Genomic DNA, 24,354 nt, shown 5'->3' on the forward strand with positions numbered 1-24,354 from the left:
GTTGGGCTACGCGTTCACCTCTTCCGACGTGGCGTTCCTGTGCTCTGCCGCAGGGATCGCCGCGTTGGCCGAGGTGGACGCGTTGCCCTTCTCGGACTCTTCCCGGGTTCGGGACGTCGAGGCGGCACGTCGTCTGCTCGGTTCCTCCTTCGCCCCGGTCGTGGAAACCGTGCTGCTGCGCCGCCGTGCAGCGTCCAAACTGGACTCTTCTGGCAGCTGGCTCTTCACCGACGACGCTTTGCAGCAGGCCACCGCTTCTGCCGTTGCCCGCCATCGCGCGTTGCGGTTCGCCGGACGTGATGTCCACGACGTGACGTGTTCTGTGGGTGCCGACCTCTTCGCTTTGAGCGCGGTCGCCGCGCGGTGCATCGGGTCTGATCTCGATCCGGTCCGGCTTGCCATGGCGCGCAACAACGTTCCTGGCCAGCTGGTCGTCGTCGCCGACGCGCTGCGGCCGGTGTCTCGGGCTACGGCGGTCACCGCCGATCCGGCTCGTCGTGACTCGTCCGGGCGCCGCAAGTGGAATCCCTCCGACTTCGTGCCGCCTCTGGACGAGTTGTCTTCGGTGTACGCCGGCGTCGATCTCGCGGTGAAGTGCGCTCCCGGCATCGACTTCGCGGTCGCGCCGTGGGCCGACGAGATCGAGGTCGTGTCGTTGGACGGTGCCGTGCGGGAAGCCTGCCTGTGGACGCGAGGCCTTGCCACGCCTGGTGTTTCACGCCGTGCAACGGTTCTGCACGGTTCGGAGTCGTGGACCATCACCGACGCCGAGCCCGACGACTGCCCGGTGCTCGCGCCCGGCTCGTGGATCATCGACCCGGACGGCGCCGTCGTGCGTGCCGGTCTGGTTCAGCACTACGCGGCCCGACACGGCTTGTGGCAGCTCGACGAACGCATCGCGTACCTGAGCGGTGACAAGCCTCCCGCCGGTGTCCGCGCGTTCCGCGTGCTCGAACACGGCCACTACACGGAGAAATCCCTCAAGTCGCTGCTGAAGACGCGTGGCATCGGCCGGCTGGAGATCCTGGTGCGCGGCCTGGACGTCGACCCGAACACGTTGCGCAAACGCCTGAAGCTCTCCGGTCCCGCCGAGGCCTCCGTCGTGCTGACCCGCGTCGGCTCAAAGCCCGTTTTTCTGCTCTGTCAGGCTGAGCGCACCTAGCATCAGAGCGAGCCGGGCCTCGTGATGGTCCGGCCGCAGCCTCTTGCCGTGCGTGAGCGTCGCAATCCCGTGCATCGCACTCCAGAACACCTCGGTGAGCGTCTCCAGATCCCGTTCGCCCACCACAGGTTCCACCGCCGCCACCAGCTCGCCGAACGCGTCGCGCAACTCCTGCGGCACCTCGTCGGTGCCGAACGGGATGTCCACCTGCTGCACGAACATCGCGTCGTACAGCGCGGGCCTGGTCTCCGCGAACTCCAGGTACGCCTCCGCCGCAGCCCGCAACCGTGACTTCCCGTGCGCCGCCCGCGCTTTGCGCAACTGCCTGGCCAGCACGCCACACCCTTCGATCGCGACCGCCCGCACAATCGCGTCCTTGCCCTTGAAATGGCTGTAAAGCACCGGCTGGCTGTACTCGACCTTCTCCGCGAGCCGCCGCGTGGTGACCGCGTCCCAGCCCTCCGCCTCAGCCAACTCCCGCGCCGCGTCGATGATCAGCTGATGCCGCTCCGCACGTTCACGCTCGCGCCTGTTCTGGATGCTCACCCCCAGAATCTAGCACCGCTAGACATCCGAGCGCCCATAATGTTAGCGTCGCTCCACTACCTAGCACCGCTAGCTTCTTGTGGAGGATGCAATGCGCTTGACCACGATCATGGCCTGGCTCGTAGTGCTGGCGGGCTTCTACTTCGGCCTGAACTACCTGCTCAACGGCCACGGCGCGGCCGCGGGCTTCGGCATCGTCGACCCAGCCGGCTACTACGTCGTCAAGGGCGTCCGCGACCTCGCCTACGCCCTGACCGCCCTGATCCTGCTGCTGATGAAGCAACGCCGAGCCCTGGGCTGGGTAGTCCTGGCAGACGCGATCATCCCGATCGGCGACTGCCTGGCCGTGATGACCCACGGCGGCACCGTGGCCTACGCCCTGGCAGTACACGGCTCAGCAGCCGTCCTGGTGCTTCTCACCGCGGCCCTGCTGCTGCGGGAGTCGACACCCGCGAAGCCCCAACCGGCCGTAAGCCACTGACCAGTGCTGGTGAGGCTCACGGCCAGGTAGTTGCGGGCGCCGTGGGGGACCAGTCGCAGCTCGTCACGACTCCGCGCCGGTGCCACCGGACCGCTGGCCGAGGTTCGTCACGACTCCGCGCCGGTGCGTGGGCGGCTCTCCGCTGACTGCGGCTCCCGCAGTCAGCGCCCCACCCGTCCTCCGCGAGCGCGGAGTCGTCGGTCTCGCCCAGCTACGGCCGCACCCGCGAGCGGACCGCCGACCGCGGTTCGCCATCGTTCCCGCCGGCGCATGCGCTGCTCACCGCTACACCGCGTCCCCAGGCGGCAGCGCCACCCAGCAGCCTCGGCCAGCGCGGAGTCCTCGCCTCCGCCCCATCAGCCGCCCGCCACCGCATGCTTGGCTCACCCCCGCACCCCAACCCCAGGCGACAGCGCCCGCACCGCCTCCGCCAGCCCCGAGTCCTCGATCTCCCCCACCAACATCCCGGTCAGCACGTGAAACGCCCGCCGCAGCTCATCGGGATGCGTCGACAACACGAGCGTCCCAGCGAACGCGTCAGCATCAGCCAGGTCGTCCAGCCCTCGCCCCTGCACCGCGTTGACCCCTTCGCGCACGCACCACAGCGCCATCACCTGGTCGCGCATGTTGTTGACCATGTAGAGCGCCTGCCAGCCGCGGCCGCGTGCGATGGACGACCGCGCGTGCAGGCCGTAGAGCCAGGCGAGACCGATGAGTTCGGCGCGGTCGGGTTGCCGGGACTGCGGCAGCGAGTTGGCCTCGCCGAAGAGCAGCCGGAAGGTCGGTCCCGTCGCGCCGAACTCGGTCGAGGGCCAGAACGCGATGTCGACCTGCAGTGTCGAGCGCATCAGGTAGACGCGGAACAGGACCTTCCCGTGCCGCACGTCGAGGTGGCTGACGGCGCCGCACGCGTACATCAGCGCGGTCCAGTCGGTGACGACCGAGTCGAGTTCGCGGTCGATCGACAGCGCGAAGTCGATGTCGGACCAGCGGTCTTCCTTGCCCACTGCCACCGAACCCGTCAACGCCGCCCCGACCACTCGCGGGTCGGTGTCGGCGGCGTTGGCGAGGTCGCGGCGCAGCTGGTCACGTTCCGAAACTGTGAACACCGCCTAATTTTATTGGCCGCGGCTCGAGGGATCGACGCGGGCGAACCGAAGCAGGTCGACCATTCCGAACTGGCCGCTCACGCGGGACGGCAGCGTCGGCTTCCACTGGGGTTGCTGCCTCAGGTACGACTCGGGATCCAGCTGAAGCAGCCCGACGAACACCTCACCGATCAGCCGGGCGCTCGCGCCCGCGAGTGTGATGCCGTCGCCGAGCGTCTCGGCTTCGCGCAGCGTGTAGTACCAGAGCGGCGTTGAGCGGTCGAAGCCGAACTCCCGCAGCTCCGGCACCGAGTCCAGCACCGGAATGCCCATGGCCCGCGCCACCGCCTGCCCGGACGGCAGCGACCAGGTCAGGTGACGAAGCAGGTTGCGCTGTGGCAGCGACACCGGCGGCGAACCGTCCGCGATCGCCCCGAGCGGCAACCGGAACAGCGGCGTCGAGATGTGCGTGTCGATCCGCTTGTTCGGCCGCACCTGGCCGTCCCCGAAGTCGAAGAACGTCTGCCACCCGATGAACCTCCGGCGCGCCCGCCGCCCGCCGCGCAGGTCCACCGGATCGCTCTGCCCTTCCCCTGCGGGGTCGAAGACGAAGCCGAAGAACGGCTGACCGTTGTCTCCCTTCAGGTTCGCTCGGTAGGAAGGCCGCACCTGGCTGTGCCCGAACCGGTAACACGCGCCCTGAAACTCCACCGGCATGTAGTGCTGACCCTGCGCCGGCCGGTAGAAGCGCCGCCCGTGCGCGAGGATGTCCTGCGTGAGCCCGAAGCCGATGATCTGCGGCAGGAACTCGTGCACCACCATCCACTGGTAGTGCCACACAACGGTTCTTTGCGCGTCCGCGAAAACCCGGTCGCCAGGCACACCCGCGGCGCGCAGCCGATCCACGATCCGGTTGTGGAACAACAGGAAAGCCGCGTGCAGCCCGGCGATCATCAGGTTCTCGTCGTTGCGCGGGTCCCCGATGATCGCCACGCCGTCGGCGCGCCGCGGCAGGTCCTCGAACGACCCGCCGTTCTCCACCCGGAACTTGGCCCGGTCGCCGGAGTCGTACAGCTGCGGCGACAGAACCGGCCCGCCGCCGTACACGGAATCCAGTGACAGGGTGGGATTCCGCGTGTTCGGACTCTGCTCCGGCACGGCGGGCACCGCCAGCCGCGAGTGGAGGTCGAACGTGAAGTCGTGATCGATGAACTGCCCGACGAACGTCGTCCCCGCGGTGTTGAAGGGGTTGTCGAGGTTGCCAGGACTCAGTTCCGGATTGGTGATGAGTCGAACAGGCCCTTCGTGCAACGGATCCTTGGCGTCCAGCGGCCCGCCCGGCGCGCCCATCGCACGCAACGCGTCCTGCACGCGCTGCGTGTTCTCGGCGAACGGCGGCAGGTCCGGAAACATCCGTCCGAAGAACCTGGGCGAGGTGGCCGCCGCGTCGACAGCGGCCACCTGCGCGGCGGCAGGGGAGGGAGCCAGCGTCACGGCACCGGCGCCCGCGACGCCTCCCAGAAATCCACGTCTGGTGAGATTGCCCATGTCGGCGCAGTGTTCTGCAAGATCACTCATCGCCGCACGGACGAACAACCATGCAGGGGACGCCAATCCCTTACGCCGCGTTCCGGCCGGCCGCGTCTCAGCCGGGCTTGCGCACCAGGTTCGTGTACCCGGCCAACGCCAGCGTCGCCAGCCCCCACACGGCCAGCTGCACCAACCAGATCGCCGCGGTGAACGCCTGTCCCGCCCGCGCAGCGGTGTCCAGGTCGCATCGCGCCCGCATGCCGGTCATTCCCAACGGCAGCCCGCGATCAAGCCCCAGCCCCACCAGCTCCACAGTGGAACAAGGCACTCCAGCGGCAGCTGTCGCACTCGCCACGCGTTCAGCGGCGAGATGCCCGGGACGGGTGGAGACCTGGCCCGCCCACCAGCCGAGGAACCCCGCCATCGCCAGCACCAGCAACAGTGCCGCAGCGGTGCGGCGCGCCCGGTAGCCATACCCGGCCAGCACGCCCCACAACCAGTGGAACCACAGGGTCAGCCGACCGCCCAGAGCCTGCGGGTTGCGGCGCCGGAGATCGGTTTGCTGCGCCATGAGGATCCGGCGCACGGTGCCGTCGTGCCCGGCGGCCCGCTCGACGGCGGCGAGGCGCTGGTAGGCGGAGGCGTGGTACGCGGGCGTGTGGTGGCGGATCAGGTGCAGCCACTGCTGCCAGTCCCATCCCTCACCGAGCGAGGCGTAGGAGAGCCCGTCCATCCGCACCCAGCTCCTGTGCGCGCAGGTCCAGTCGTTCCCGCGGCGGTGGCACAACAGGGTGGGCGGCAACGTCACGGTGGTCCCGACCCCGAGTTCCTGGAGGTTCAGCACCGGGCCGAGCCCGCCCTGCACCTTGAGCGCGACCTCGCCTTCGCCGTGGAACTGGCCGCCGATGTGCGCTCCGTGCAAACTCACCGCGCCGAATCTGCCGGCGCCCGTGAGCGACGTCCGTCCCAGGAGGAACAGGCGCCCGTCGATCTGGACCTGGTCGGCGGACACCGCCGGACCCAGCGCGTTGGTGACGACCGCGTCCGAGATGTCGAGATCTCCCGTGAGGTGGCCGCTGATCAGGTCGATCGCGCCGCCGGGATGGCGCGCGGTCAGCCGGGTTCCCGTGCGCAGGAACAGGCTTCCGCTGATGTCGACGCCGTTCGCGTTCACCGCCGCACCGCGTTCGTTGGTGATCACCGCGTCTTCCAGCACGACGATCCCGCCGAGGTGACCACCTGCCAGGACGATCGCGCCGGTCGGCCCGCGCCCGGCGATCCGGACCCCTTGCCAGATCAGCACGTCACCGCCGACGCGGGCGTTCGTGGCGGTGAGGCAGGGGCCTGCGTTGTTGGAGATCTTCGCCTTCACCACTTTGACGTTCAGGACCACGTTGGCGTTTTCGAACGAGACTGCGCCCTCTTTGCCGTGTCCGGTGGCTCGGAAGCCGTCCGTCAGCAGGACCTCACCCTGAACGCGGATGTCGTCGGCGTCCAGAGCAGGCCCGCTGGGGTTCGTGATCGTCACGTCGTCGTCCAACAGGAGGTCTCCGGCGATGTGGGCGCCGAGCAGCACGAATGCACCTAGTTCGCTGTCCCCGGTGATCCGCACCCGGTGCCGCGCGAAAACGCAGCCGTCGACACGGAGCCGGTTGGCGTCGATGGCGGGACCGGCGGCGTTGGTCAGCGCCACCTTCTCCAGGTTCAGATCTCCACCGATGTGGCCACCGACCACCCTGATCAGGCCGACCTTCTTGTCGCCGTCGACCTGCAGCCCGCCCCGCAGGTACAGGCCCCTCTCGATGTGGACGCCGTCGGCCTGCAGCCCGGCGCACCGCCCGCCGCTGAGGACGAGCTCCCGCAGGTGTGCGTCGCGAGCGTCGATCGGTTCGTCGATGGTGCAGTCGTACAGGTACAGGCCGACGGAGGCCGTCACGTTGTCCAGGTCGAGCACGCCCTTGATCCGTGCGCCCTCGATCTGCACGCCTCGTGGGTCAAGCTCGCCGTGACGGCCGAGCAGCAGCTCCCTGATCAGCTCGGCGCGCACCGCGGGAGCCGACTTCGGGCACACCAGCAGTTCACCGCGCTGGGCCGCGGTGACGAGCCGTTTCTCGAACTCGGTCACATACGGAAATCCCCTGGTGGGGGCGCTACGTTAGCAATCCGAGCCGTTGTGCCTCCGAAAGCGCCTGGGCCCTGTTGTGCACGCGCAGCTTGAAGAACAGCTGCCGCTGCTCGGACTCCACGGTCTTCACCGCGATCCCCAGCGCCGACGCCGTCTGCCGCACCGACTCACCCCGGGCGATCGAAGCCAGGATGTCGTTCTCGCGGTGAGTGAGAGTGGGAACGTTGTCATGCAACACAGCGTCACGACAGGGAACACGAACAAGCCCGAGCCTGGTCACCACCGCGGCCGCCTGCGCCCGGCTCTGCACGCCGAGCTTGGCGAAGATCCGCCGCTTGTAGTTGACCACGGTGTGCGGCGAGAGCCGGAGGGCGGACGCGACGGACACCGCTGACAGCCCGGAACAGACGTGGGCGAGCACCTCCATCTCGCGGTCGGTCAACGCGCCGGGCGAGACGCGGTGCAGCGAGGTGAGCGGCACGTGCTCCAGCGACGCCCGCAGCGAGGCGAGGCCACACGCCGGGCAGAGGACCACGAGTGGAAATCCCGGTACGAGTTCCGGGGAAAGTTGCCCCACCACGACGTCCGGCGGGCGCAAACGGCACAGCAGCAACAGGTCTTCGAGTGTGTAGGTGGTGCCCACCACGAGCCAGCCGGGCAACGCGTCCAGCCAGCTCGCGACGGCATCACTGACCAGGGGTTCCCACGAATGCACCGCGATCCTCGTTGACCGCACGCAGTTGGGCATGGCGCCTCACGCTCACAGCGATGCGGCGGCGCTTGGGCTTATGCCACACGATAGGGCGTGGATGGTTTCTGTCACCAGAGCGACAGAAACCATCCACGCTTGACGAACTAGCCCACCGCTACCGCAAAAACGTGCATGTTCACATCATCTGGCAGCACAACGGAAGCGAGTGTTTTGCCCTCCGGTGCCACGTACGTCTTCGTCGCGAAGATGTGCGTGGCGACCTGTTCGCTGCCGCCGCCGGACTGGTTGCGGTACGGCGTGTTCGCGATGATCACGTTGCCGAAGCTCGGGGTCGCCCCGCCGCCGCCGAGCGTCCAGTCGCTGAAGCCGATCTCGACCGACGCGGTGGTGCCGTCCGTGAACGTCACCGTGGCCGCCTTGGCGCGTGCCCCGTTGGCGGCCGAACCCACGAACGCGAGCCGGGTTCCGGACAGTGCAAGCGTTTGCTTCGCGGCGGTCGCGTTGTCCGGACGGCCGGGAGGCGACGACGGCCAGGTGAACGTCAGGCCGTCGACGGTGCTGGTGCCGCCCGGTGCGAGGCCGGCCTTGGCCAGCGCCTCCCGCGAGTAGCTGTAACCGCCGCCGTCGAAGTCGCCCTCACCGTCGGCGTCGGCGGAGGCACCGACGTTGTTCACGGCGGCGAGCATGCTGCCCGCCGGCGCGACCTTCACCGTCTGCGGCAGCACGACCGGCTTCGCGGCGCCCTCGACGGTCACCGTCACGGTGATGTCGTAGAAGCCCTGCGGGGTACCGGGGTCGGCCGAGACCGTGAACTCCGACGGCACGGAACCGGTGGTGGGCGTGAACTTCAACGCGTCCGTGCCGGTGATCGTGTACGTCGCTTTCGGGTCGCCGTCGTACAGCTTGACCGAGTTGACCTTCGCCGTGACCGACTTGCCGGGCTCCACGACGAGCTGGCGCGGCTCGACCGTGAGGTAGTACGGCTGGTCGTGCTTGATCGGCTGCTCACCGTCGCGGAACGACGGCGGGGCGTCGGAAGTGCCGGTGCCCCAGGAGGAAGGCGTCTTGCCGAGCACGAAGTCCAGCTTGCCGCCGCGTTCCACGAACGACTCGGGCAGCCAGGTCTTGGACGACGAACGGCCGTTGACCTTCAGCGACTGCACGTACTTCGTGGCGGTGTTCGCGGCGGGCGCGTTGATCGTGATGTCCTTTCCGCCACCGCGGTTGATCTTCACCGACGTGAACAGCGGGCTGCTCAGCACCAGCTCGGCGCGCGACGGCACCTGCGGGTAGATGCCCATCGAGGTGAAGACGAACCACGACGACATCGCGCCGAGGTCGTCGTTGCCGGGAATGCCGCCGGGGGCGTTTTTCCACAGCGTGCCGATCGTCTCGCGCAGTGTCTCCTGCGTCTTCGCCGGCTGGCCCGTGTAGTTGTAGAGCCACGGCACGTTCACCGACGGTTCGTTGTCCAATTCGGACTTCGCACCGCCGCGACCCGTGAGCGCCCAGCTGCCGTCGGCGTTGTGGAAGAAGTCGTCCAGCCGCTTGTTGGCGCGTTCGCGACCGCCCAGCGACTCGACGAGCCCGGCGACGTTGTGCGTGACCATCCACGTGTACTGGGCGCTGCTGCCCTCGACGAACCCGTTGCCGGTGTCCGGCGTGAAGTCCTTGACCCACGTGCCGTCCGCGTTGCGGTTGCGGATGTAGCCGCCGGTCTTGTCCGCCACCGGGTCGAAGTTGTTCTGCCACCACTGCGCCCGCTCGGCGAACGCCTTGGCGGTCTTCTTGTCACCCGTGCGCTCGGCCAGCTGGCTGATCGCGAAGTCCGCCGCGGAGATCTCCAGGGTCTCCGCCGCGCCACCCCACGCGTTCGACACGGACGGCATGAACTTGTTCTTCAGGTACTTGTCGAGCGACGGCCGTTGCCCGACGGACATCACGGCCCAGCCGTCCTTGCTCAGGTCCAGCGCCGTCGGCACGGTCGCGGCCTTCACCAGCGACTTGAGCGACGACTTGATGTCGTACCTGTCGCCGCCGAACGCCGAGATCGCGGCCAGCGCGATGGGCGCGGGGTCGCCGTTCATCACGTGCGTGCCGCCGCCGTTGTGCGTCCAGCGGTCCCACACGCCGTTGTTCTGCTCGGCCTGGTTGAGCAGCGACTGCGCGATGTCCGAACCGATCTGCGGTTCCAGCATCGTCACGAGCTGCAGTTGCGAGCGGTAGATGTCCCAGCCGGAGAAGGTGCCGTACTGGGCCTTCTGCTTGCTCTTGTTGATCTTGTGCGTCTTGCCGTCGAATCCGGCGTACTCGCCGTTGACGTCGCTGAACAGGTTGGGGTGCAACAGCGAGTGGTACAGCGCGGTGTAGAACTTGGTCCGCTCGTCATCGGAGCCGCCGCCGACCTCGATGCGCTTGAGCTGCTTCTGCCACGCGATGTACGCGTTGTCCCTCATGTCCTCAATGGACTGACCCTTGTTCTCGGCCTTGAGGTTGGCCCGCGCGTTGTCCAGGCTGACGTAGGAGATGCCGACCTTGACCCCGACCTGTGAGCCGGGCGCGAACCCGAGATAGGCGCCGGACCCCTTGCCCAGCACCGGCCAGCCGTTCGTCCCGTACGTCGTGCCGCCCTTGGAGGTGACGCTGCCGGGGGTGACAACGTTGTCCTGGTACGTGCCGACGTCGGTGAAGTCCTGGTCGAACTCCGCCACGAAGTGCAGCGTGTAGTAGCTGCGGCGGCCGACCTGGTTGATGTACCCGCAGAAGTTGCCCGACGTCACCGAGCCGGTGATCGTCCGCTTGTCCTTGTCGATCACGGTCTGCGCGTCACTGCTGCCGACCTGCGACTTCGACGTGTTGATGAGCACCGTCGCCGGCTTGTCGGCCGGGAAGCTGAACCGCGCCGCACCGGTGCGTTCGGTGGCGGACAGCTCGGCCTTCGCGCCCGACTTCAGCGTCACGTCGTAGCGGCCGGGCTTGGCCACCTCGTCCGTGTGCGCGAACTCGCTGGCGTACACGGCGTCCGTCGCGTCGACGGTCGGCGACGTGGTGACGGTCCCGACGTGCGGGAAGATCGGGATGTCACCACTTCCGCCCGCGCAGCCCGTACCGGACATGTGGGTGAGGCTGAAGCCGCGGATCTTCGTGGCGTCGTACCGGTAGCCGCCGGGCGCCGCGGCGCGCAGGGTGTTGCCGCGACTGGCTTCCGGGCTGAAGGAGAACATGCCGAACGGCACGACCGCGCCGGGAAAGGTGTTCCCGAGGTTGGTCGTGCCGATGAACGGGTTCACGTGTGCCGCCGGATCCGGCACCACCTGAATCTGGGGCTGAGCGGAGGCAGGGACCACTCCGAACGTCATGGCCACCGCCACCGCAGCTGTCGTGAGGACTCTTCGCTGCATGGTCGCGGACCCTACTTTCCGTGCCCGCCCAACCCCAGAGAGCGACGCGAAGTTGTCGTCAAACGGACAAGCGCTGCTCCATGAAGGCCCTCAGCGCGGGCCAATCGGTGTCCTCCGCGACCTCTACCTGGTGCTTTCCCTCGACGAGCGCGCCATCGTCGTCGATGTCGAGGTGGTGGACCTTGGTGCGCAACGTGCCGGGGACGATCGCCTCCGCCACGGCGACGGCGTCGTGGATCAGGATGCCCTCCTCGCGGTGCGAGAGGTTCTGCTCGGAGTGCCGGGCGAGGTACTCCCGGTAGGTGCCGGTGAGGTTGCTCAGCACCGGGTCGACGTTCGCGAGGAACTCGGTGTCGGCGATGCACCGCTGGGTGAGGTTGAGCGGCACGATGATCGGGTTGCCCCGGCGGATCACCGTCTGCGCGGCCTCCGCGTCGGCCCAGAAGTTGAACTCGGCCCGCGCGGTCATGTTGCCCAGCCCCAGGCCGCCGCCCATGACGATCAGCCGGGGAAACGTGATGCCCCCGTCGAGCGCGGCGGCGATGTTGGTGAGCGGCCCGATGGCGGCGACCACGGTGTCCGGCGTCAGGTTGTCCGCGAAGAACCGGACGGGATCGTCCCCGTAGAGGCCCTTCGGGTTCTCCGGCAACGTGTGCGCCTGCCCGCCGAGCCCGTCCTCGCCGTGCACGTCCGCCGCGCCGCCCGGCCCTTCTTCGTACCCCCGCACCACCGGCACGTCGGTGCGGCCGAGGTGGGCGAGCAGGCGCAGGGCGTTCGCCGTCGTGAGGTCGAGCCCGACGTTGCCGAAGACGGTGGTGAGGCCGACGAGGTCGACCTCGGGGCTGCGGGCCGCGAGCGCGATCGCGAACGCGTCGTCGACGCCGGGGTCGGTGTCGATGATGAGAGGAATCGCCATGCCATCAGCCTGCCCGAAAGTCGCCTACTGGCGCCGCCGGGAGCGCACGACGACGTTCCCGAGCACGAACAGCAGACCGACGAGCAGTCCCACTCCGGCACCGGCCCAGAAATCCATCGACATCTGGTGGACGTTAGCCAGTCCGCACGTCACCCGCCCGGCGAACCCGACCAGGTGGCCGACGGCCTCACGGTGCTTGCGACTCGGCGCCCACCTCGGCCACGTCCCACACGACGTTCCGCAGGCCCGGCCGTTCGAGGTAGCCGTTGTCCCGCATGTCCGCGTGGTAGCGACGCGCACCGGCCTCGTTGTCGTACACCTGGATCGCGTGGCCGTCCAGCGTCCACGTCCCGTGCACGAACCCCGATAGCTCCACCTTGCTCGACGCCATCAACGGCACCTGCGCCCGCCACTCGTCGTGCATTTCGGGACTGAGCTCCCAGACGCCTATGACAGCCCACATGCCGCACCTCTGTTCGCCGTGGTCATGACACTCTAGGGCCGTTTCGGCTCGTCAGCACAGGTCCAGGAGGGTCTCGAGACGGGCGGCGAACACCTCGTTGAAGTCGCCGCTGAAGTAGACGGCCAGCTGACCGAGCTCGTGATCACGCGCGATCATCACGGTGAGTCCGCGCATCGTGTAGCCGTGCCACTTCCCGATGCTTCTGTCGCTGACGGTGACAGAAGCATGAAGTGCGCTTGCGTCGTGCTCGTCCCACTCCTGGTCCAGGAGACCCGACACGTAGTAGGCGACCAAGTTCAGGCTGCCCTCCTGGATCCAACCGCTCACCTCGCTCACGATCCGAATGATGCCCGACCGCGAGCGCGTTTTAGAGTCTCCGTCCATGACTTCCATGTGGGGTGCACCCGTCTGGACCAGGTGGGCCAGGTCGCGACGAGACCCCGCCCAGGCACGCTTCCTCACGATGGCCTCCCTGCGCTGGGTCCTGCGCCACCGCGCCTACAGCCCCTGGTACCTGGTCCGGTACTGGCGGCTGCTGAAGTTCCGCCTGCTCAACCCCCACGTGGTGCTGCGCGGCATGGTCTTCTTCGGCAAGCGGGTCGACGTGATGGCCCGCCCCGGCTACGGCCGCATGGAGATCGGGCGCTGGGTGCACATCGGCGACGGCAACGCCATCCGGTGCCACGAGGGATCGCTGCGCATCGGCGACAAGGTCGTGTTCGGCAAGGACAACACGGTCAACTGCTACCTCGACATCGAGATCGGCGCGTCGTCGCTCGTCGCGGACTGGGTCTACATCTGCGACTTCGACCACAAGACCGAGGACATCACCCTGCCGATCAAAGACCAGGGCATCGTGAAGTCGCCCGTCCGCATCGGGCCGGACTGCTGGCTCGGCGCCAAGGTGACGGTGCTGCGCGGCACGCGGGTCGGGCGCGGGTGCGTGCTCGGCGCGCACGCCGTGGTGCGCGGGGACTTCCCGGACTTCAAGATCGCGGTGGGCGCGCCGGCACGGGTCGTGCGGGATCGGCGCGCCGACTACGAGGCGGACGCTCAGCGGCGGGCGGACATCGCGGACATGGCCCGCAAGGCCAAGGAGGCGCTGGAGAAGTCGATGGAGAACCAGTCGTGATCGAGTCTGATCGCGTGCGGTCCAGGCTGCGCAACCACTTCCGGGCAACGCGTCCGGCCCGGTTTCCGCTGAACATCAAGGGCAACCCGCACCCGTACGCCGCGACCGTCAGCCGGCGGCGGGCGGCCACGAGGGCAGCGGCGCTGGCTAGGCGAACGGCAGAAGCGTCGGACGCTTCGGCCTGAAGCCGTCGCCCGGCTGGCGGCCGATCAGCTTGTTGCGCGACCGCGAGTACGCGACGGGCAGCACCTGGTCCCGCAGCCATCTCAGGTGGTCCAGCATCGACGAGGGTGCCGCCGAACCCTCCAGAGGCGCCATCCACGAGGCGTCGAACGGGATGTCGAGCGCCGACAGCAGGTGGCCGGCCAACCGCCTGTGTCCCAACGACGATAGGTGCAGGCGGTCGGGGCCGAAGTAGCGTGAGTCCTGCACGCACGTGTTGTCGTCCCACACGTCGACCAGGATCGCGCCGTAACGCACGGCTGCAACGCGCACGGCGTCGTTCAGGGCCTCGATGCGTGGACGCATGCGCCAGCCGAAGGGCATCCGTTGTGAGACGTCGCTCAACGTGAAGACGGCGACGGTCGGTGCGAACGACGTCACGGCGCTCACGAGAGCATCGACCCGGCGCGCGATCTGGCCGACGGAGGCGCCGGACATCACGTCGTTGCCGCCGCCGAAGATCGCGACCAGGTCAGGCCTCAACGCCGCCGCGGACGGGACCTGCTCCACCAGCATCTGGTCGAGGCGACGGCCGCGCACGCCCAGGTTGGCGTAGCGGAACCCCGGCGCGTCCAGCACTGACGCGACGCGGTCCGCCCAGCCTCGGTATCGGCCGTCGGGCAGCAGGTCGTCCAGGCCCTCGGTGCAACTGTCCCCGAGCGCCACGAAGCGTTGGTATTTCATTCAGTCCTCGGTCACCTCTTGTTAACGGGACCGGCGACTGTAGCCGACTCAGGTGAACAGATTTCCCGTAGCGATCTTGGGGCGGCCCAGGACGCGTGGTTCGCGCACGATCGCGTCCGCGTAGACCGAGGCGGTGGAAGCAGCGATCTTGGCCCAGTCGAAGTCCGTGCCCAGACGCTCTTTCGCAGCTCGCGCGCGCACGGCAGCGCTCGTCGGGTCGGACAGCACGGCACGCACGGCGCGTGTGAGTCCGTCCACGTCACCAGGTGCGAACGACAGACCTGTCACTCCATCGAGCACGACCTCGCCGAGCCCACCCGCGGTCGACGCGACCAGGGGCGTTCCGGCGGCGGCGGCTTCCAGGGCCACGATCCCGAACGGCTCGTAGCGGGACGGCAGCACGACGGCGTTCGCGGCTGTGAGCAACGCCGCCAAAGACCTGTCGGAGAGGTGTCCGACGAACTCCACGGCCCGCAGCACGCGGTGCTTGCGCGCCTGCTCCTGCAGCCACTCGGTCTGCGAACCGCCACCGGCCACGACGACGCGCGTGCCCCGGTGGTAGCGGCGGATCCGGGGGAGTGCGGCGATCAGGTCCTGGATGCCCTTCTCCCACTCGATGCGGCCGAAGAAGAGCAGCAACGGATCACCGTGCGGCGAGTACGTCCGGCGGGCAGCGCCCACGTCCTTGGCCCGCACTTTCCATCCACCGGGCTCGATGCCGTTGTGCAGCACGGAAACGTCGGCGGTGTCCACATCGAACAGATGCGCGACCTCGCCTCGCATCGCGGACGAGCAGGTGATCAGGGTGTCGGCCCGGTTCGCCAGCCACCACTCCACCGAGTGCACTTGCTGGTTCAGCGGGTGCGAGAGCCAGCCGGAGTGCCGCCCGGCCTCGGTCGCGTGGATCGTGGCCACCAGCGGCACGCCGAAAGCCTCGGCCAGGGCAACAGCGGGGTGCGCGACCAGCCAGTCGTGCGCGTGCACGACGTCGGGGCGCCACGAGCTCAACGCCAGACCGGCGCGTGTCATCGCGTGACCCATCGCGAGCGTCCACGCCAGAAGGTCCTTCTCGAACACGAAGTGCGCGGGATCCTCGGCGACGCGGATCAATCGCACGCCCTCACTCACCACGTCCACCGTGGGGTGCGTGATCGCGTCGGTGCCGGAAGGTTGACGGCACAGCACGACGACGTCGTGCCCTTGCGCGGCCAGCTGTGTCGCGAGCGCGTGGACGTGCCTGCCCAGCCCGCCGACGACCACCGGCGGGTACTCCCACGACAACATCAGCACGCGCATTCCGTTACCTCATTCCTCGCGCGTCCAGATGCCCGAACGGGCCGTCTGCCGCGCGGAGCTCCGCCGCTCGTGCATGACCACGACCGCCGCGAACCAACGCCGCGAGCTCGCTGAAACGATCGCTGTGAATCTTCGCGCGGTAGCGGGCGTAGTCGGCGGCCGAGTCCTTGGTGACCATGAACGCCCAGTCGCTCGACAACGCCAGCAACGCCTCGCGCACCGCCTGGTCCAGCACCGGATCCCGCACGTCGGACGAGAAGTCCAGGTCCAGCAGTTCCTTCTGCACCGACTCGTTCAGCGACACGATGTCCGACACCTGCGCGCCGTCCCACACCCGCCAGTCCTTGCCGCTGCCCCACGACGAGGCCGGCAGCTCGACCGGCGCGCCCACGTGCCCCGCCTCGACCGCGCCCTGCAACGTCGTCACGCGCACGCCCGCTTCCGGCAGCGCGCGCAACACACCCTCCAGCCACAAGGGACCTTCGTGCCACCAATGTCCGTAGAGCTCGGTGTCGTACGCCGCGACGACCAGCCCGCCGTCGATCGCCCGCAGCCTGCGCACGACCGTCTCGACGAAGTCCTCGACGTGGCGTGCAACGGCCTCACGCGCGAGCAACGGGTCGTACGGCCGTTTGTCCTCGGGCGCGATGTTCTTGCCGGTCACCCGTGACGGCTTCAGCCCAGTCGGGTGGTCGTAGGTGTGAAAATCCCGGTACGCGGCATCGCCCGGATAGCCGACCTTCGGCGACCAGACGCGGTACGAGACCTCGAGATCACGCCCGAACGCCAGCACGTCCGAAGAGCCGACCGGGTGCGCGGACGAGGTGTCGCCGTGCAGCGCGGGCCCGTCGACCATGAACCGCCGCACGCCCGCCGCCGCGTACCCCGCCTCCATACCCGGCGAGTAACCGCACTCCGGCGCCCAGATCCCTTCCGGAGCCTTGCCGATGCGCAGCGCGGTGTCTTCCAGACCGGTCCGCAGCGCGAACGACCGCACCCGAGGATCCAGCAACGGCTGAAAGGGGTGCGTGGCCGGCCCGCCGAGCAGCTCGATCGTCGAAGAGTCCACAAGGGACCGCAGGATCGGCGAGAACCCGTGCCGCCAATGGGTTTCGAACTGGTCCAGCGCCCACGACGACGCGCGGTGCTCGTAGGTGGACAGCTCGCGCAGCCGTTCCCCGGCGTAGTGCGAGCGCACGTGCCAGTTGCCGAGCCAGTCGTGCGCGCCTCGTAACGAGTACGGGTCGTCGAGCTGAGCGGCCAGGACTGGCGTGACACCGAGTGTGAGGACGTCGGAACGACCCTCGTCGGCGAAGCGCCGCAGCATGTCCACGACGGGCAGGTACGAGTGCGCCCACGCCTGGTAGAGCCACTCCTCGCCGACCGGCCACGCGCCGTGGTGCGCGAGCCAGGGCAGATGGCTGTGCAGGACCAGGCAGAACGTGCCCTCGGAAGCCTTCCCCGCGGTTGTCCTCCCGGTCACGTGCGCACCGCCACGGCCACGAGGTCGAGGCAGGTGTCCATGTCCTCAGGGGTGATGTCGAAGTCCTGCACAGTCACCGACTCCACCGCCTCCTTCAGCTCGGCGGGCCACGGCGCGCCGGACAGGGCGACTTCGACCTGTGCGTTGATGATCTGTCCGTTCAGGAGCGTGTCAAGCCTTCGTCCGTGACGCAGTCCCGTCAGTTCGTCAACGCGGAAACCAGCTTCGCGCAGCATCTCGTCCAGTTCGGACGGTGCGAGTTCCCTGGTGTGGAACGGGTTCAGCGGGGTGTCCTGGCCCGGCGAGAACGTCAGCCTGTTCGGCGTCGTCACGATGAGCGTCCCGCCTGGACGCAGCACCCGCAGGCACTCCGCCAGGAACCCCTCCTGGTCCCACAGGTGCTCGATGACCTGCAGGTTCGCCACGACGTCGACGCTCCCGTCGCGCAACGGCAGCGTCGCGAGGTTCCCGCGCAGCACGTCGAGCTGGGGGTACGCGCGGGCGACGTGCTGCGAGGTCAGTTCGTCGTAGTCGAGCGCGATCACCCGCCGCGCGACCGTGCGGATCAGCTGGGCGCCGTAGCCCTCGCCGCAGCCCGCCTCCAGCACGACCGCGTCCGCGCAGTGGCCGATGAGGTGCAGATACGCCGCCTCGTGTCGCCTGAACCAGTAGTTCTCTTCCGCGATACCGGGCACCGTGCGTTCGCCGGTCAGGGGGAGGGTCACGCCCGTCAGGTTACTTGCCAGTAGACCTCCTGCGAACTACCTGGTGCGCGACGGCGACGGCGACACCGACCGCCGTGAGCGCCGCGGTCATCGCAGGGCTCATGTACTTCGACAGGCTGGGCGCCTCGCTCGGCCCGGTGAGCCAGAGCGTCAGCGGCGTGGCGTAGGCCAGCGCGAGGGCTCCTGTCCACCACCGCAGGGCCTTGGAGCGGCGGTCGCGCAGGCTCGCGACGAGCACGACGGCGATCGGAATCCCCGAGAGCAGGCCGAACTGGCCGATCACCATGACGGGTGCGGCCCAGGCCGCGACCAGCACGGACGTCGACGGGTGAGCGGCGGCACGGGTCTTCGTGGACATGAGGAGCTCCTTCGTTAGTTAAAGCAGGTCGTGTTAGTTATAGCCTCTAACTCTGGTGACATGCTGAAGCTAGAGTGAGGTGTGGGTGACTGTCAATAGCGAACGTGAGAGGGTCTAACCATGGAGACGGTGCAGAGCCCCCGGGAGCGCTACCGGGCCCAGGTGCGCGCGGAGGTCAAGAAGCACGCGTGGGAGCAGATCGCCTCGGCCGGGGTGACGGCGTTGTCGCTCAACGCCATCGCCAAGGAGATGGGCATGAGCGGGCCGGCCCTGTACCGGTACTTCGCCGGCCGCGACGAGCTGATCACCGCGCTCATCGAGGACGCCTACCGCAGCCTCGCCGACACCGTCCGCGCGGCGTTTGAGGCCGGCACCACGGTGGTGGCGCTCGCCGGGGTCATCAGGGAGTGGGCGCTGAACGATCCGCACCGGTACCTGCTCATCTACGGCACGCCGGTGCCCGGCTATCACGCGCCGGAGGAGATCACCGCGATCTCGGACGAGATCCTGGCGGTGCTGCTGGAGGTCTGCGCCGATCCGTCGGGGGACGACGGGCCGAAGACCCCGTTCGACGTGCTTCTGGGGATGAATCGCGAGTGGGCGGGCAAGCTGCCCGCGTCGCCGGCGACCGTGCATCGCGCGTTGTCGTTCTGGACACGCCTGCAGGGCGTGCTCTCGCTAGAACTGGCCGGTCACCTCACGCCGATGGGGTTCGATGCCGGACTTCTTCTCGCGGAGGAAGTGGAGCGGCTCTGATCAGTACGGCGAGACCGTGACGGCGAGCGCGCCAGGCCCCACGTTCGCTCCGATAGCCGCACTGACCTGCGTCAGGACGACGTCACGCGCGTGAGGAATCCGCTTCTGCAGCTCCTGCAGCAGCTGGTGACCCTCCTTCTCGGCAGCGAAGTGCTCGACCGCGAGATCCACGTCGCGCCCGTACGCGAGCGCCACGGCCTTGTCGGCGAGCTTGCCGAGCGCCCGGTCGCGGCCGACGACCTTGTCGAACGGCTCCACCTCGCCGTTCACGACGGTGAGCAGCGGCTTGACCGACAGCGCGTCGCCGAAGAGCTTCGCCGCGGCGCTGACCCTGCCCGCCTGGCGCAGGTAGTGCAGCGTGTCGACGTAGATCAGCACGTGGGCGTTGCGGCCGCGCTGCTCGGCGACGCTGCGCGCGTTCTGGACGTTGCCCCCGGTCTGCACGATCCGCGCGGCCGCGAGGGCGGCGAATCCGAGCGTCATGCCCGACGAGTGCGAGTCCACGATGAACACCGGCACGCGCGACTTGGACGCTGCCGCTCTCGCCGCGTCCGTGGCGGGGGAGAGCTTCGGCGTCACGTGCACCGACACGATCGTCTCCGCGCCCTTGGCCCACGCGTCCTGGTAGGCCCAGAAGAACGCGTCCGGCGCCGGCGGCTGCGTGGTGATCGGGATCTGCGCCTCCATCGCCTGCAGCAGCCTGTCGGTCGGCACGTAGGCCTCGTCGATCAGCTCCGACCCGATCTTCAGCTGCATCGGGACCGTGATGATGTTGAACCGCTCCGCCAAACGGGCCGGAAGTGACGCTGTCGAGTCGGTGACGACGGCTACTCGTGAGGGCACGAACGAGAAGGTTAACGAAGGGTGATCGCAGTAGCCACCAACGATCGAAGGCAATTCGTGTGATCTACGCCTGGACGGTCGCTTTCCGTACACGGCGAACGCACGGAGTGAACCCCTCGGAAAGGCGTCCAGCTTGACACAATCGGGTGACTGGCCGTTCTTTGGTGTTGATCTACGACTGTCTCATTTGCCCTGGAAATCGGCGTTATTCCACGTGTTACACGCACCCGTTCTGTCCACTGTCGACGCTGGTTGGGGTCACCTGGCGTGGGTAAGCTCGCACAATCTTCAGCCTGGTTGAGTGAGTAGGTGACCATGGGTGCAAAAGAGCAGGAACTAGTTCCGCTGCACGCCGCTTTCGACGTTGTCTACCGAGGTTTTCATCGGCGTCAGGTCATCGACCACATCGAGAATCTCGAGGAGCAGCTGCGCTTCACGAGCCTCGACCGGGCCGAGGCTCTGGCGCAGGCCGCTGATTTGCGCAAGCTCCTGGAAATGACGCGCCAGGACCTGGAGGACGCACGCGCCAGGATCGAACGCCTGGAATCGACCTCCGGATCGCACGCCAGCGCCACCGAACGGATGCACCGCATGCTCCGCCTCGCCGAGGACGAGGCAGCGGAGATGCACCTGCAGGCCGACCGCGAGTGCACCGACCTCCGCACCCGCACCGACGTCGAGGTCGCGGCGTTGCGCGCAGACGCCGAACGCGAAGCCGCCGCGATGCGGTCGGAGGCGGAGTCCGAGCTCTACGCGACCCGTCAGGACTGCGCCTCCCGCGCCGCCGCCGTCGAGCGGCTCGAGGTGGAGATGGAGCGTCGCTGTGCCGATCTCGAGGCCCAGCACCGCCAGCGCGCCGACGAGGTCGAGCGGGAGTGCACCGAGGCGGTCGCCCAGGCCCAGGCCGATGCCGACCGGTTGCTGCGCGAGACCGCGTTGCAGTGCAACTCGCTGGAAGCCGACTCCGAACGCAAGCGCGAGAAGGCCCAGCAGTTCTTCGAGCTCAGCATGACCCGGCGCCGCAACGAGGCGGCGCAGCACCTGCAGGAGCAGGAGGCGCTGGCCAAGGCGCGAGCCGAGTTCGTGGTGAAGGTGGCGTGCCGCGAGGCGAACCGCCGGCTGGCCGAGGTCGCGAACCGGACCGACGAACTGCACGAGCTTCGTCGCGCGGTCCACTCGCAGCTGTCCGCGGCTCGCGCGGCGTTGTCGGTGGCCGCTGATCGCGTTGCCCCGCTGCACATCCCGGAACAGGTGGCCGCGTCGTGAAGCGCTGGGTTCCACTGATCGTCGGCGCGTTGATGGTCCCGGCCTCGGTGACGGCGTTCGGGTTCTCCGTGTACGGCGACGAGCTGGAGACGGCGCTGTCGTCGTCGCCCGCCGTGCCCGCGCGGCACGAGGGCCCGGTGCCGGTGTCGGACTTCGTGGCACCGCTGCGGATGGAGCCCCCGGCGCCGTTCCAGGTGCCCGCGGCCATCGCCCAGCAGAACGTGCGCGAGCTGTTCTCCACGCACGCGGTCAAGGGCGTCACGTTCGCGCCGGGCACCGCTTCCCTGGTGGGCCGCGGCGAGGACGTGCGGAGGGGACTGGCCAGCGTGCTGCGCAACGTCACCGGTGGCGCGGTGACGTTGGTGTCGCACGCCTGGAACGGCGAGACGGCGTCGCACCGGTGCGACGTGCTCGCGATGGAGAGGGCCGGCCTGGTGCGGCAGTACCTGGCCGAGCAAGGGGTGGACAGCGTCATCACCACAAAGGTGATCGTGGACCCCGTTTGGGGCCCGCCCTCGGACTTCGGCCCCCAGGTCGACGTCCTCGTCAGCTAGGAGCCTTCGCATGGCAGGGGCGATCGGAATCGTCTTCGGGTTGTGCGTGCTGTCCTTCACGTTGGGGGCAGCCCTCATGTACGTGGTGCTTCGACGCCGCGAGGACGCTGGTGCGCCTCCGGCGTCTTCACCGTCGGACGAACCGGTCGAGCGGACGTGGGTGGAGAAGCCCGTGGCCGTCGAGCCCGTGCCGGACGACTACGACACGCGGCCGATCCACCGCAATCCCGTGATAGGGCTGCCACAGCTGGAACCGGCGCTGGCGGTGCTGTCCGAGCCCGTGGTGGAGCCGGAAGCCGTCGAGCCGGAGCCGGTCGTCGAGCTGGAGACCGTCGAGCCGGAACCTGTCGCTGTGGAACCGGAACCAGTCGCTGTCGAACTGGAGCCGGAGCCTGTTGTCGTCGAGCCGGAACCGGTCGCCGAGGTCGAACCAGAGCCCGAGCCTGCCCCGGAGCCGGTCGTGGAGACCACGTTGCCGCCGCCCGCCGTGCCCCAGCCCGTCGAGCACACGACGTGGGTGGAGCGGGAGGACTTCCGGCAGCGCTACCTGCGGACGTTCGAAGAGGTGCGCCGCAAGGCGGGCAGCAATTGAGCAGGCGTGTCCGGAAGTCGGCGGTTCACGTCCGAAACTGGCCGGACTTTGTCGGTACCTGCTGATATCACTCAGACCATGACTTCCACCGCTGACCGCACCAAGCTCTTCCACGCCCTCCACCAGCAGGTTCCGCTCGCCCTCCCCAACGCCTGGGACGTCGCCTCCGCGCTCATCGTCGAGGCCGCGGGTGCCAAGGCCGTCGCCACCACGAGCGCCGGTGTCGCGTGGAGTCTCGGTGCCCCGGACGGCGACGCGGTGGACCGCGAACTCGCGATCGACCTCGTCGCCCGGATCGCGAGGGCGGTCGGGATCCCGGTGACCGCGGACATCGAGTCGGGTTTCGGCCAGGACGCGAAGGAAGTCGGCGAGACCGCGCGGGCGATCGTGGAGGCGGGCGCGTCCGGGGTGAACATCGAGGACGGCCACGGCGGCTCGCTCCGGGACGAGCAGGAGCAGAAGGAACGTCTTGCGGCAGCCAGGGAAGCCGCCCCGGAGCTCTTCATCAACGCCAGGACCGACGTGTACCTGCGGGGTGTCGGCGCGCCTGAGGACCGCCTCCAGCTGGCGATCGACCGCGCCAAGGGCTATCTCGAGGCCGGTGCCAGCGGCATCTTCGTGCCGGGCGTGTACGACCTCGACGTCATCAAGACGCTCGCCGAGAACATCGACGCCCCGCTCAACGTGCTGGCCGGCCCCGGCGCACCCGCGGTCCACGAACTGGCGACCGCGGGCGCGGCCAGGATCAGCGTCGGCACCGCGCTCGCCTCAGCGGCGTACGCGGTGGCCAAGAAGGCGGCTGAGGAGTTGCTGACGAAGGGCACCTACGACAGCACCAACGAGGGCTTGGGCTACGACGAGCTGAACGCGCTGTTCAACTAGTGCTGTTCAACAGCTAGTGCTCTGAACCAGCGCTGCTCGGCGACTAGTGCTTCTTGCCGCGGAACTTGCGCAGCAGCTGCTCGGCCTGCGCACGTTTGCGCGGGTCCTGGGCCATCTGCCGTGCCTTGGCCTGAAGCTTGTGGCCCTGCGGACTGCGCAGGAACCTGGTGATCTTGTCCATGAAACCGGCCATCGGTCCTCCAGGTGTCCGTTACGTCCAGTTCAACGGACGGAACAGCACCTGGAGTTCCCGAAGTCAGACCGGCGAAACTGTGATGCCCAGCGCTCCGGGCCCCACGTGCGCTCCGATGGCCGAGCTGACCTGCGTCAACATGAACTGGCGGACGTTGGGCACCCCGGTCCGGAGCTTGCGCAGTAGTCGCTTGGCCTTCTCCGGTGCGTCGAAGTGCTCCACGGCGACGTCGACGGTGTCGGTGCCCGCGCGCTTGATCGCGATGTCCAGCATCCGGTTGAGCGCGCGGTCGGCGCCCATCACCCTGTCCAGCGGGGCGATCTGGCCGTCCGTCATGGTCAGCAGTGGCTTCATCGACAGCACGCCGCCGACCAGTGCGGCGGCGGCGCCGATGCGGCCGCCGCGGCGCAGGTACTCGAGCGTGTCCACGTAGATCAGTTCGATGGATCTGTCGAAGCGGCGCTGAGCGGTCGCGAGCACTTTCTCCACGTTGCCGCCCGCTTCTGCCACCTTCGCGGCTGCTTGGACGGCGTAGCCGATGCTCATCCCGCAGGTGTGGGTGTCGACGACGTGCACCGGCACGCGGACCTGGGCGGCGGCGGTACGGGCCGCCTCGACGGTCGCGGACTGCCGGCCCGACACGTGCACGGACACGATCGAGCGGACGCCCTGCGCGGCCAGTTCGTTGTACGTCCAGAAGAACGCGCCGGGATCGGGCGGGATCGTCGCCACGGGCACGTTGGCACGCATGGCCGAGACCAGGTCGGGAACCGGGATGCGGGACTCGTCGTCGGTGTGGTCACCGATCCGCACCTGGATCTGGACCACCTCGATGCCGAGTTGATCAGTCAGCTGCGCCGGGAGACAGGCCGTGCTGTCGGTAACGATAGCTACTCGCCGGTACATGTCGGCGCAGCCTAGTCCCCCGAATGGGTTACGTCTCA

25 protein-coding genes are annotated in these 24,354 nt (G+C 68.5%); 8 read left to right on the forward strand and 17 right to left on the reverse strand.

Annotated features, from left to right (window positions below):
- Position 1: 1 nt before the first annotated feature.
- Positions 2-1,162: a THUMP-like domain-containing protein gene (locus ACWGE0_RS39210; protein WP_452265943.1), complete on the forward strand. Its 1,161-nt coding sequence runs from the start codon at positions 2-4 to the stop codon at positions 1,160-1,162.
- Here ACWGE0_RS39210 and ACWGE0_RS39215 read toward each other — a convergent pair.
- Positions 1,121-1,708, reverse strand: a complete 588-nt coding sequence (locus ACWGE0_RS39215; RefSeq protein ID WP_452265944.1) for a TetR/AcrR family transcriptional regulator — start codon at positions 1,706-1,708, stop codon at positions 1,121-1,123. The two genes, ACWGE0_RS39210 and ACWGE0_RS39215, sit on opposite strands and share 42 nt — an antisense overlap.
- Before the next feature lie 91 nt (positions 1,709-1,799).
- Between ACWGE0_RS39215 and ACWGE0_RS39220 the strand changes: the two genes are divergently transcribed.
- Entirely contained in the window at positions 1,800-2,189 is a 390-nt protein-coding gene (locus ACWGE0_RS39220; protein ID WP_452265945.1) for a DUF4267 domain-containing protein, read from the forward strand.
- Between the two features lie 383 nt (positions 2,190-2,572).
- Here the strand turns inward: ACWGE0_RS39220 and ACWGE0_RS39225 are convergent, their stop codons facing one another.
- The 8 genes from ACWGE0_RS39225 to ACWGE0_RS39260 form a co-directional block, all read right to left on the reverse strand.
- Positions 2,573-3,298, reverse strand: a complete 726-nt coding sequence (locus ACWGE0_RS39225) for a nucleotidyltransferase domain-containing protein (RefSeq protein ID WP_452265946.1) — start codon at positions 3,296-3,298, stop codon at positions 2,573-2,575.
- 9 nt (positions 3,299-3,307) lie between these two features.
- Positions 3,308-4,855 carry a peroxidase family protein gene (locus tag ACWGE0_RS39230; protein ID WP_452265947.1) on the reverse strand — a complete coding sequence of 516 codons (1,548 nt, stop codon included), beginning with the start codon at positions 4,853-4,855 and terminating at the stop codon, positions 3,308-3,310.
- Between the two features lie 67 nt (positions 4,856-4,922).
- The gene (locus tag ACWGE0_RS39235; RefSeq protein ID WP_452265948.1) at positions 4,923-6,932 is read right to left on the reverse strand and encodes a hypothetical protein; all 2,010 of its coding nucleotides are present in this window, start codon (positions 6,930-6,932) and stop codon (positions 4,923-4,925) included.
- A gap of 25 nt (positions 6,933-6,957) precedes the next feature.
- Complete coding sequence (locus tag ACWGE0_RS39240; protein ID WP_452265949.1) at positions 6,958-7,668, reverse strand: response regulator transcription factor; 711 nt, start codon at positions 7,666-7,668, stop codon at positions 6,958-6,960.
- 119 nt (positions 7,669-7,787) lie between these two features.
- Entirely contained in the window at positions 7,788-11,045 is a 3,258-nt protein-coding gene (locus ACWGE0_RS39245) for a GH92 family glycosyl hydrolase (protein WP_452265950.1), read from the reverse strand.
- 58 nt (positions 11,046-11,103) lie between these two features.
- On the reverse strand, positions 11,104-11,961 hold the full coding sequence (locus tag ACWGE0_RS39250; RefSeq protein WP_452265951.1) for a nucleoside hydrolase: 858 nt from the start codon (positions 11,959-11,961) through the stop codon (positions 11,104-11,106).
- Positions 11,962-12,148: 187 nt separating this feature from the next.
- Complete coding sequence (locus tag ACWGE0_RS39255; protein ID WP_452265952.1) at positions 12,149-12,424, reverse strand: hypothetical protein; 276 nt, start codon at positions 12,422-12,424, stop codon at positions 12,149-12,151.
- 51 nt (positions 12,425-12,475) lie between these two features.
- Complete coding sequence (locus ACWGE0_RS39260) at positions 12,476-12,751, reverse strand: hypothetical protein (protein WP_452265953.1); 276 nt, start codon at positions 12,749-12,751, stop codon at positions 12,476-12,478.
- 55 nt (positions 12,752-12,806) lie between these two features.
- Between ACWGE0_RS39260 and ACWGE0_RS39265 the strand changes: the two genes are divergently transcribed.
- A complete protein-coding gene (locus ACWGE0_RS39265) occupies positions 12,807-13,556 on the forward strand; it encodes an acyltransferase (RefSeq protein WP_452265954.1) in 750 nt (249 codons plus the stop codon).
- 147 nt (positions 13,557-13,703) lie between these two features.
- On the opposite strand, the gene ACWGE0_RS39270 is transcribed toward ACWGE0_RS39265, so the two are convergent.
- Genes ACWGE0_RS39270 through ACWGE0_RS39290 form a run of 5 tightly spaced genes read right to left on the reverse strand, consistent with a single transcriptional unit; the run spans position 13,704 to position 18,324 of the window.
- Positions 13,704-14,462, reverse strand: a complete 759-nt coding sequence (locus ACWGE0_RS39270) for an SGNH/GDSL hydrolase family protein (RefSeq protein WP_452265955.1) — start codon at positions 14,460-14,462, stop codon at positions 13,704-13,706.
- Between the two features lie 48 nt (positions 14,463-14,510).
- Positions 14,511-15,758 carry a glycosyltransferase family 4 protein gene (locus ACWGE0_RS39275; RefSeq protein WP_452265956.1) on the reverse strand — a complete coding sequence of 416 codons (1,248 nt, stop codon included), beginning with the start codon at positions 15,756-15,758 and terminating at the stop codon, positions 14,511-14,513.
- 4 nt (positions 15,759-15,762) lie between these two features.
- Positions 15,763-17,241, reverse strand: a complete 1,479-nt coding sequence (locus ACWGE0_RS39280; protein ID WP_452265957.1) for a 1,4-alpha-glucan branching protein domain-containing protein — start codon at positions 17,239-17,241, stop codon at positions 15,763-15,765.
- Positions 17,238-17,975 (reverse strand): class I SAM-dependent methyltransferase, encoded by a 738-nt coding sequence (locus tag ACWGE0_RS39285; RefSeq protein WP_452265973.1) that lies wholly within the window; start codon positions 17,973-17,975, stop codon positions 17,238-17,240. Before ACWGE0_RS39285 ends, ACWGE0_RS39280 begins: the two co-directional genes overlap by 4 nt.
- Before the next feature lies 1 nt (position 17,976).
- Positions 17,977-18,324, reverse strand: a complete 348-nt coding sequence (locus tag ACWGE0_RS39290) for a hypothetical protein (protein WP_452265958.1) — start codon at positions 18,322-18,324, stop codon at positions 17,977-17,979.
- A gap of 120 nt (positions 18,325-18,444) precedes the next feature.
- On the opposite strand from ACWGE0_RS39290, the gene ACWGE0_RS39295 reads away from it, so the two are divergent.
- Positions 18,445-19,080 (forward strand): TetR/AcrR family transcriptional regulator, encoded by a 636-nt coding sequence (locus ACWGE0_RS39295; protein WP_452265959.1) that lies wholly within the window; start codon positions 18,445-18,447, stop codon positions 19,078-19,080.
- On the opposite strand, the gene ACWGE0_RS39300 is transcribed toward ACWGE0_RS39295, so the two are convergent.
- Positions 19,081-19,923 carry a DegV family protein gene (locus ACWGE0_RS39300; RefSeq protein WP_452265960.1) on the reverse strand — a complete coding sequence of 281 codons (843 nt, stop codon included), beginning with the start codon at positions 19,921-19,923 and terminating at the stop codon, positions 19,081-19,083. It lies immediately after the preceding gene.
- Between the two features lie 315 nt (positions 19,924-20,238).
- On the opposite strand from ACWGE0_RS39300, the gene ACWGE0_RS39305 reads away from it, so the two are divergent.
- The 4 genes from ACWGE0_RS39305 (at position 20,239) to ACWGE0_RS39320 (ending at position 23,217) form a co-directional block, all read left to right on the forward strand.
- Positions 20,239-21,189, forward strand: coding sequence for a hypothetical protein (locus ACWGE0_RS39305; RefSeq protein ID WP_452265961.1), 951 nt, complete (start codon positions 20,239-20,241; stop codon positions 21,187-21,189).
- Entirely contained in the window at positions 21,186-21,743 is a 558-nt protein-coding gene (locus tag ACWGE0_RS39310) for a hypothetical protein (protein ID WP_452265962.1), read from the forward strand. The genes ACWGE0_RS39305 and ACWGE0_RS39310 overlap by 4 nt, the downstream gene beginning before the upstream one ends.
- Positions 21,744-21,753: 10 nt before the next feature.
- On the forward strand, positions 21,754-22,335 hold the full coding sequence (locus ACWGE0_RS39315; protein ID WP_452265963.1) for a hypothetical protein: 582 nt from the start codon (positions 21,754-21,756) through the stop codon (positions 22,333-22,335).
- A 78-nt stretch (positions 22,336-22,413) separates the two neighbouring features.
- Complete coding sequence (locus tag ACWGE0_RS39320) at positions 22,414-23,217, forward strand: isocitrate lyase/PEP mutase family protein (protein ID WP_452265964.1); 804 nt, start codon at positions 22,414-22,416, stop codon at positions 23,215-23,217.
- A 43-nt stretch (positions 23,218-23,260) separates the two neighbouring features.
- Here the strand turns inward: ACWGE0_RS39320 and ACWGE0_RS39325 are convergent, their stop codons facing one another.
- Together ACWGE0_RS39325 and ACWGE0_RS39330 are read right to left on the reverse strand one after the other, a co-directional pair.
- Positions 23,261-23,410, reverse strand: a complete 150-nt coding sequence (locus tag ACWGE0_RS39325) for a hypothetical protein (RefSeq protein ID WP_170176162.1) — start codon at positions 23,408-23,410, stop codon at positions 23,261-23,263.
- A gap of 63 nt (positions 23,411-23,473) precedes the next feature.
- Positions 23,474-24,316 (reverse strand): DegV family protein, encoded by an 843-nt coding sequence (locus ACWGE0_RS39330; RefSeq protein WP_452265965.1) that lies wholly within the window; start codon positions 24,314-24,316, stop codon positions 23,474-23,476.
- Between the last annotated feature and the right edge of the window lie 38 nt (positions 24,317-24,354).

Source organism: Lentzea sp. NPDC054927, from assembly GCF_053610285.1.

What these genes read in the sequence shown, in the direction of transcription:
- ACWGE0_RS39245 (WP_452265950.1), bottom strand. Translation starts at nt 11,045, where the DNA reads ATGCAGCGAAGAGTCCTCACGACAGCTGCGGTGGCGGTGGCCATGACG.
- ACWGE0_RS39320 (WP_452265964.1), top strand. Translation starts at nt 22,414, where the DNA reads ATGACTTCCACCGCTGACCGCACCAAGCTCTTCCACGCCCTCCACCAG.
- ACWGE0_RS39295 (WP_452265959.1), top strand. Translation starts at nt 18,445, where the DNA reads ATGGAGACGGTGCAGAGCCCCCGGGAGCGCTACCGGGCCCAGGTGCGC.
- ACWGE0_RS39275 (WP_452265956.1), bottom strand. Translation starts at nt 15,758, where the DNA reads ATGCGCGTGCTGATGTTGTCGTGGGAGTACCCGCCGGTGGTCGTCGGC.
- ACWGE0_RS39330 (WP_452265965.1), bottom strand. Translation starts at nt 24,316, where the DNA reads ATGTACCGGCGAGTAGCTATCGTTACCGACAGCACGGCCTGTCTCCCG.
- ACWGE0_RS39325 (WP_170176162.1), bottom strand. Translation starts at nt 23,410, where the DNA reads ATGGCCGGTTTCATGGACAAGATCACCAGGTTCCTGCGCAGTCCGCAG.
- ACWGE0_RS39305 (WP_452265961.1), top strand. Translation starts at nt 20,239, where the DNA reads ATGGGTGCAAAAGAGCAGGAACTAGTTCCGCTGCACGCCGCTTTCGAC.
- ACWGE0_RS39315 (WP_452265963.1), top strand. Translation starts at nt 21,754, where the DNA reads ATGGCAGGGGCGATCGGAATCGTCTTCGGGTTGTGCGTGCTGTCCTTC.
- ACWGE0_RS39230 (WP_452265947.1), bottom strand. Translation starts at nt 4,855, where the DNA reads ATGAGTGATCTTGCAGAACACTGCGCCGACATGGGCAATCTCACCAGA.
- ACWGE0_RS39270 (WP_452265955.1), bottom strand. Translation starts at nt 14,462, where the DNA reads ATGAAATACCAACGCTTCGTGGCGCTCGGGGACAGTTGCACCGAGGGC.
- ACWGE0_RS39265 (WP_452265954.1), top strand. Translation starts at nt 12,807, where the DNA reads ATGACTTCCATGTGGGGTGCACCCGTCTGGACCAGGTGGGCCAGGTCG.
- ACWGE0_RS39220 (WP_452265945.1), top strand. Translation starts at nt 1,800, where the DNA reads ATGCGCTTGACCACGATCATGGCCTGGCTCGTAGTGCTGGCGGGCTTC.
- ACWGE0_RS39250 (WP_452265951.1), bottom strand. Translation starts at nt 11,961, where the DNA reads ATGGCGATTCCTCTCATCATCGACACCGACCCCGGCGTCGACGACGCG.
- ACWGE0_RS39255 (WP_452265952.1), bottom strand. Translation starts at nt 12,424, where the DNA reads ATGTGGGCTGTCATAGGCGTCTGGGAGCTCAGTCCCGAAATGCACGAC.
- ACWGE0_RS39290 (WP_452265958.1), bottom strand. Translation starts at nt 18,324, where the DNA reads ATGTCCACGAAGACCCGTGCCGCCGCTCACCCGTCGACGTCCGTGCTG.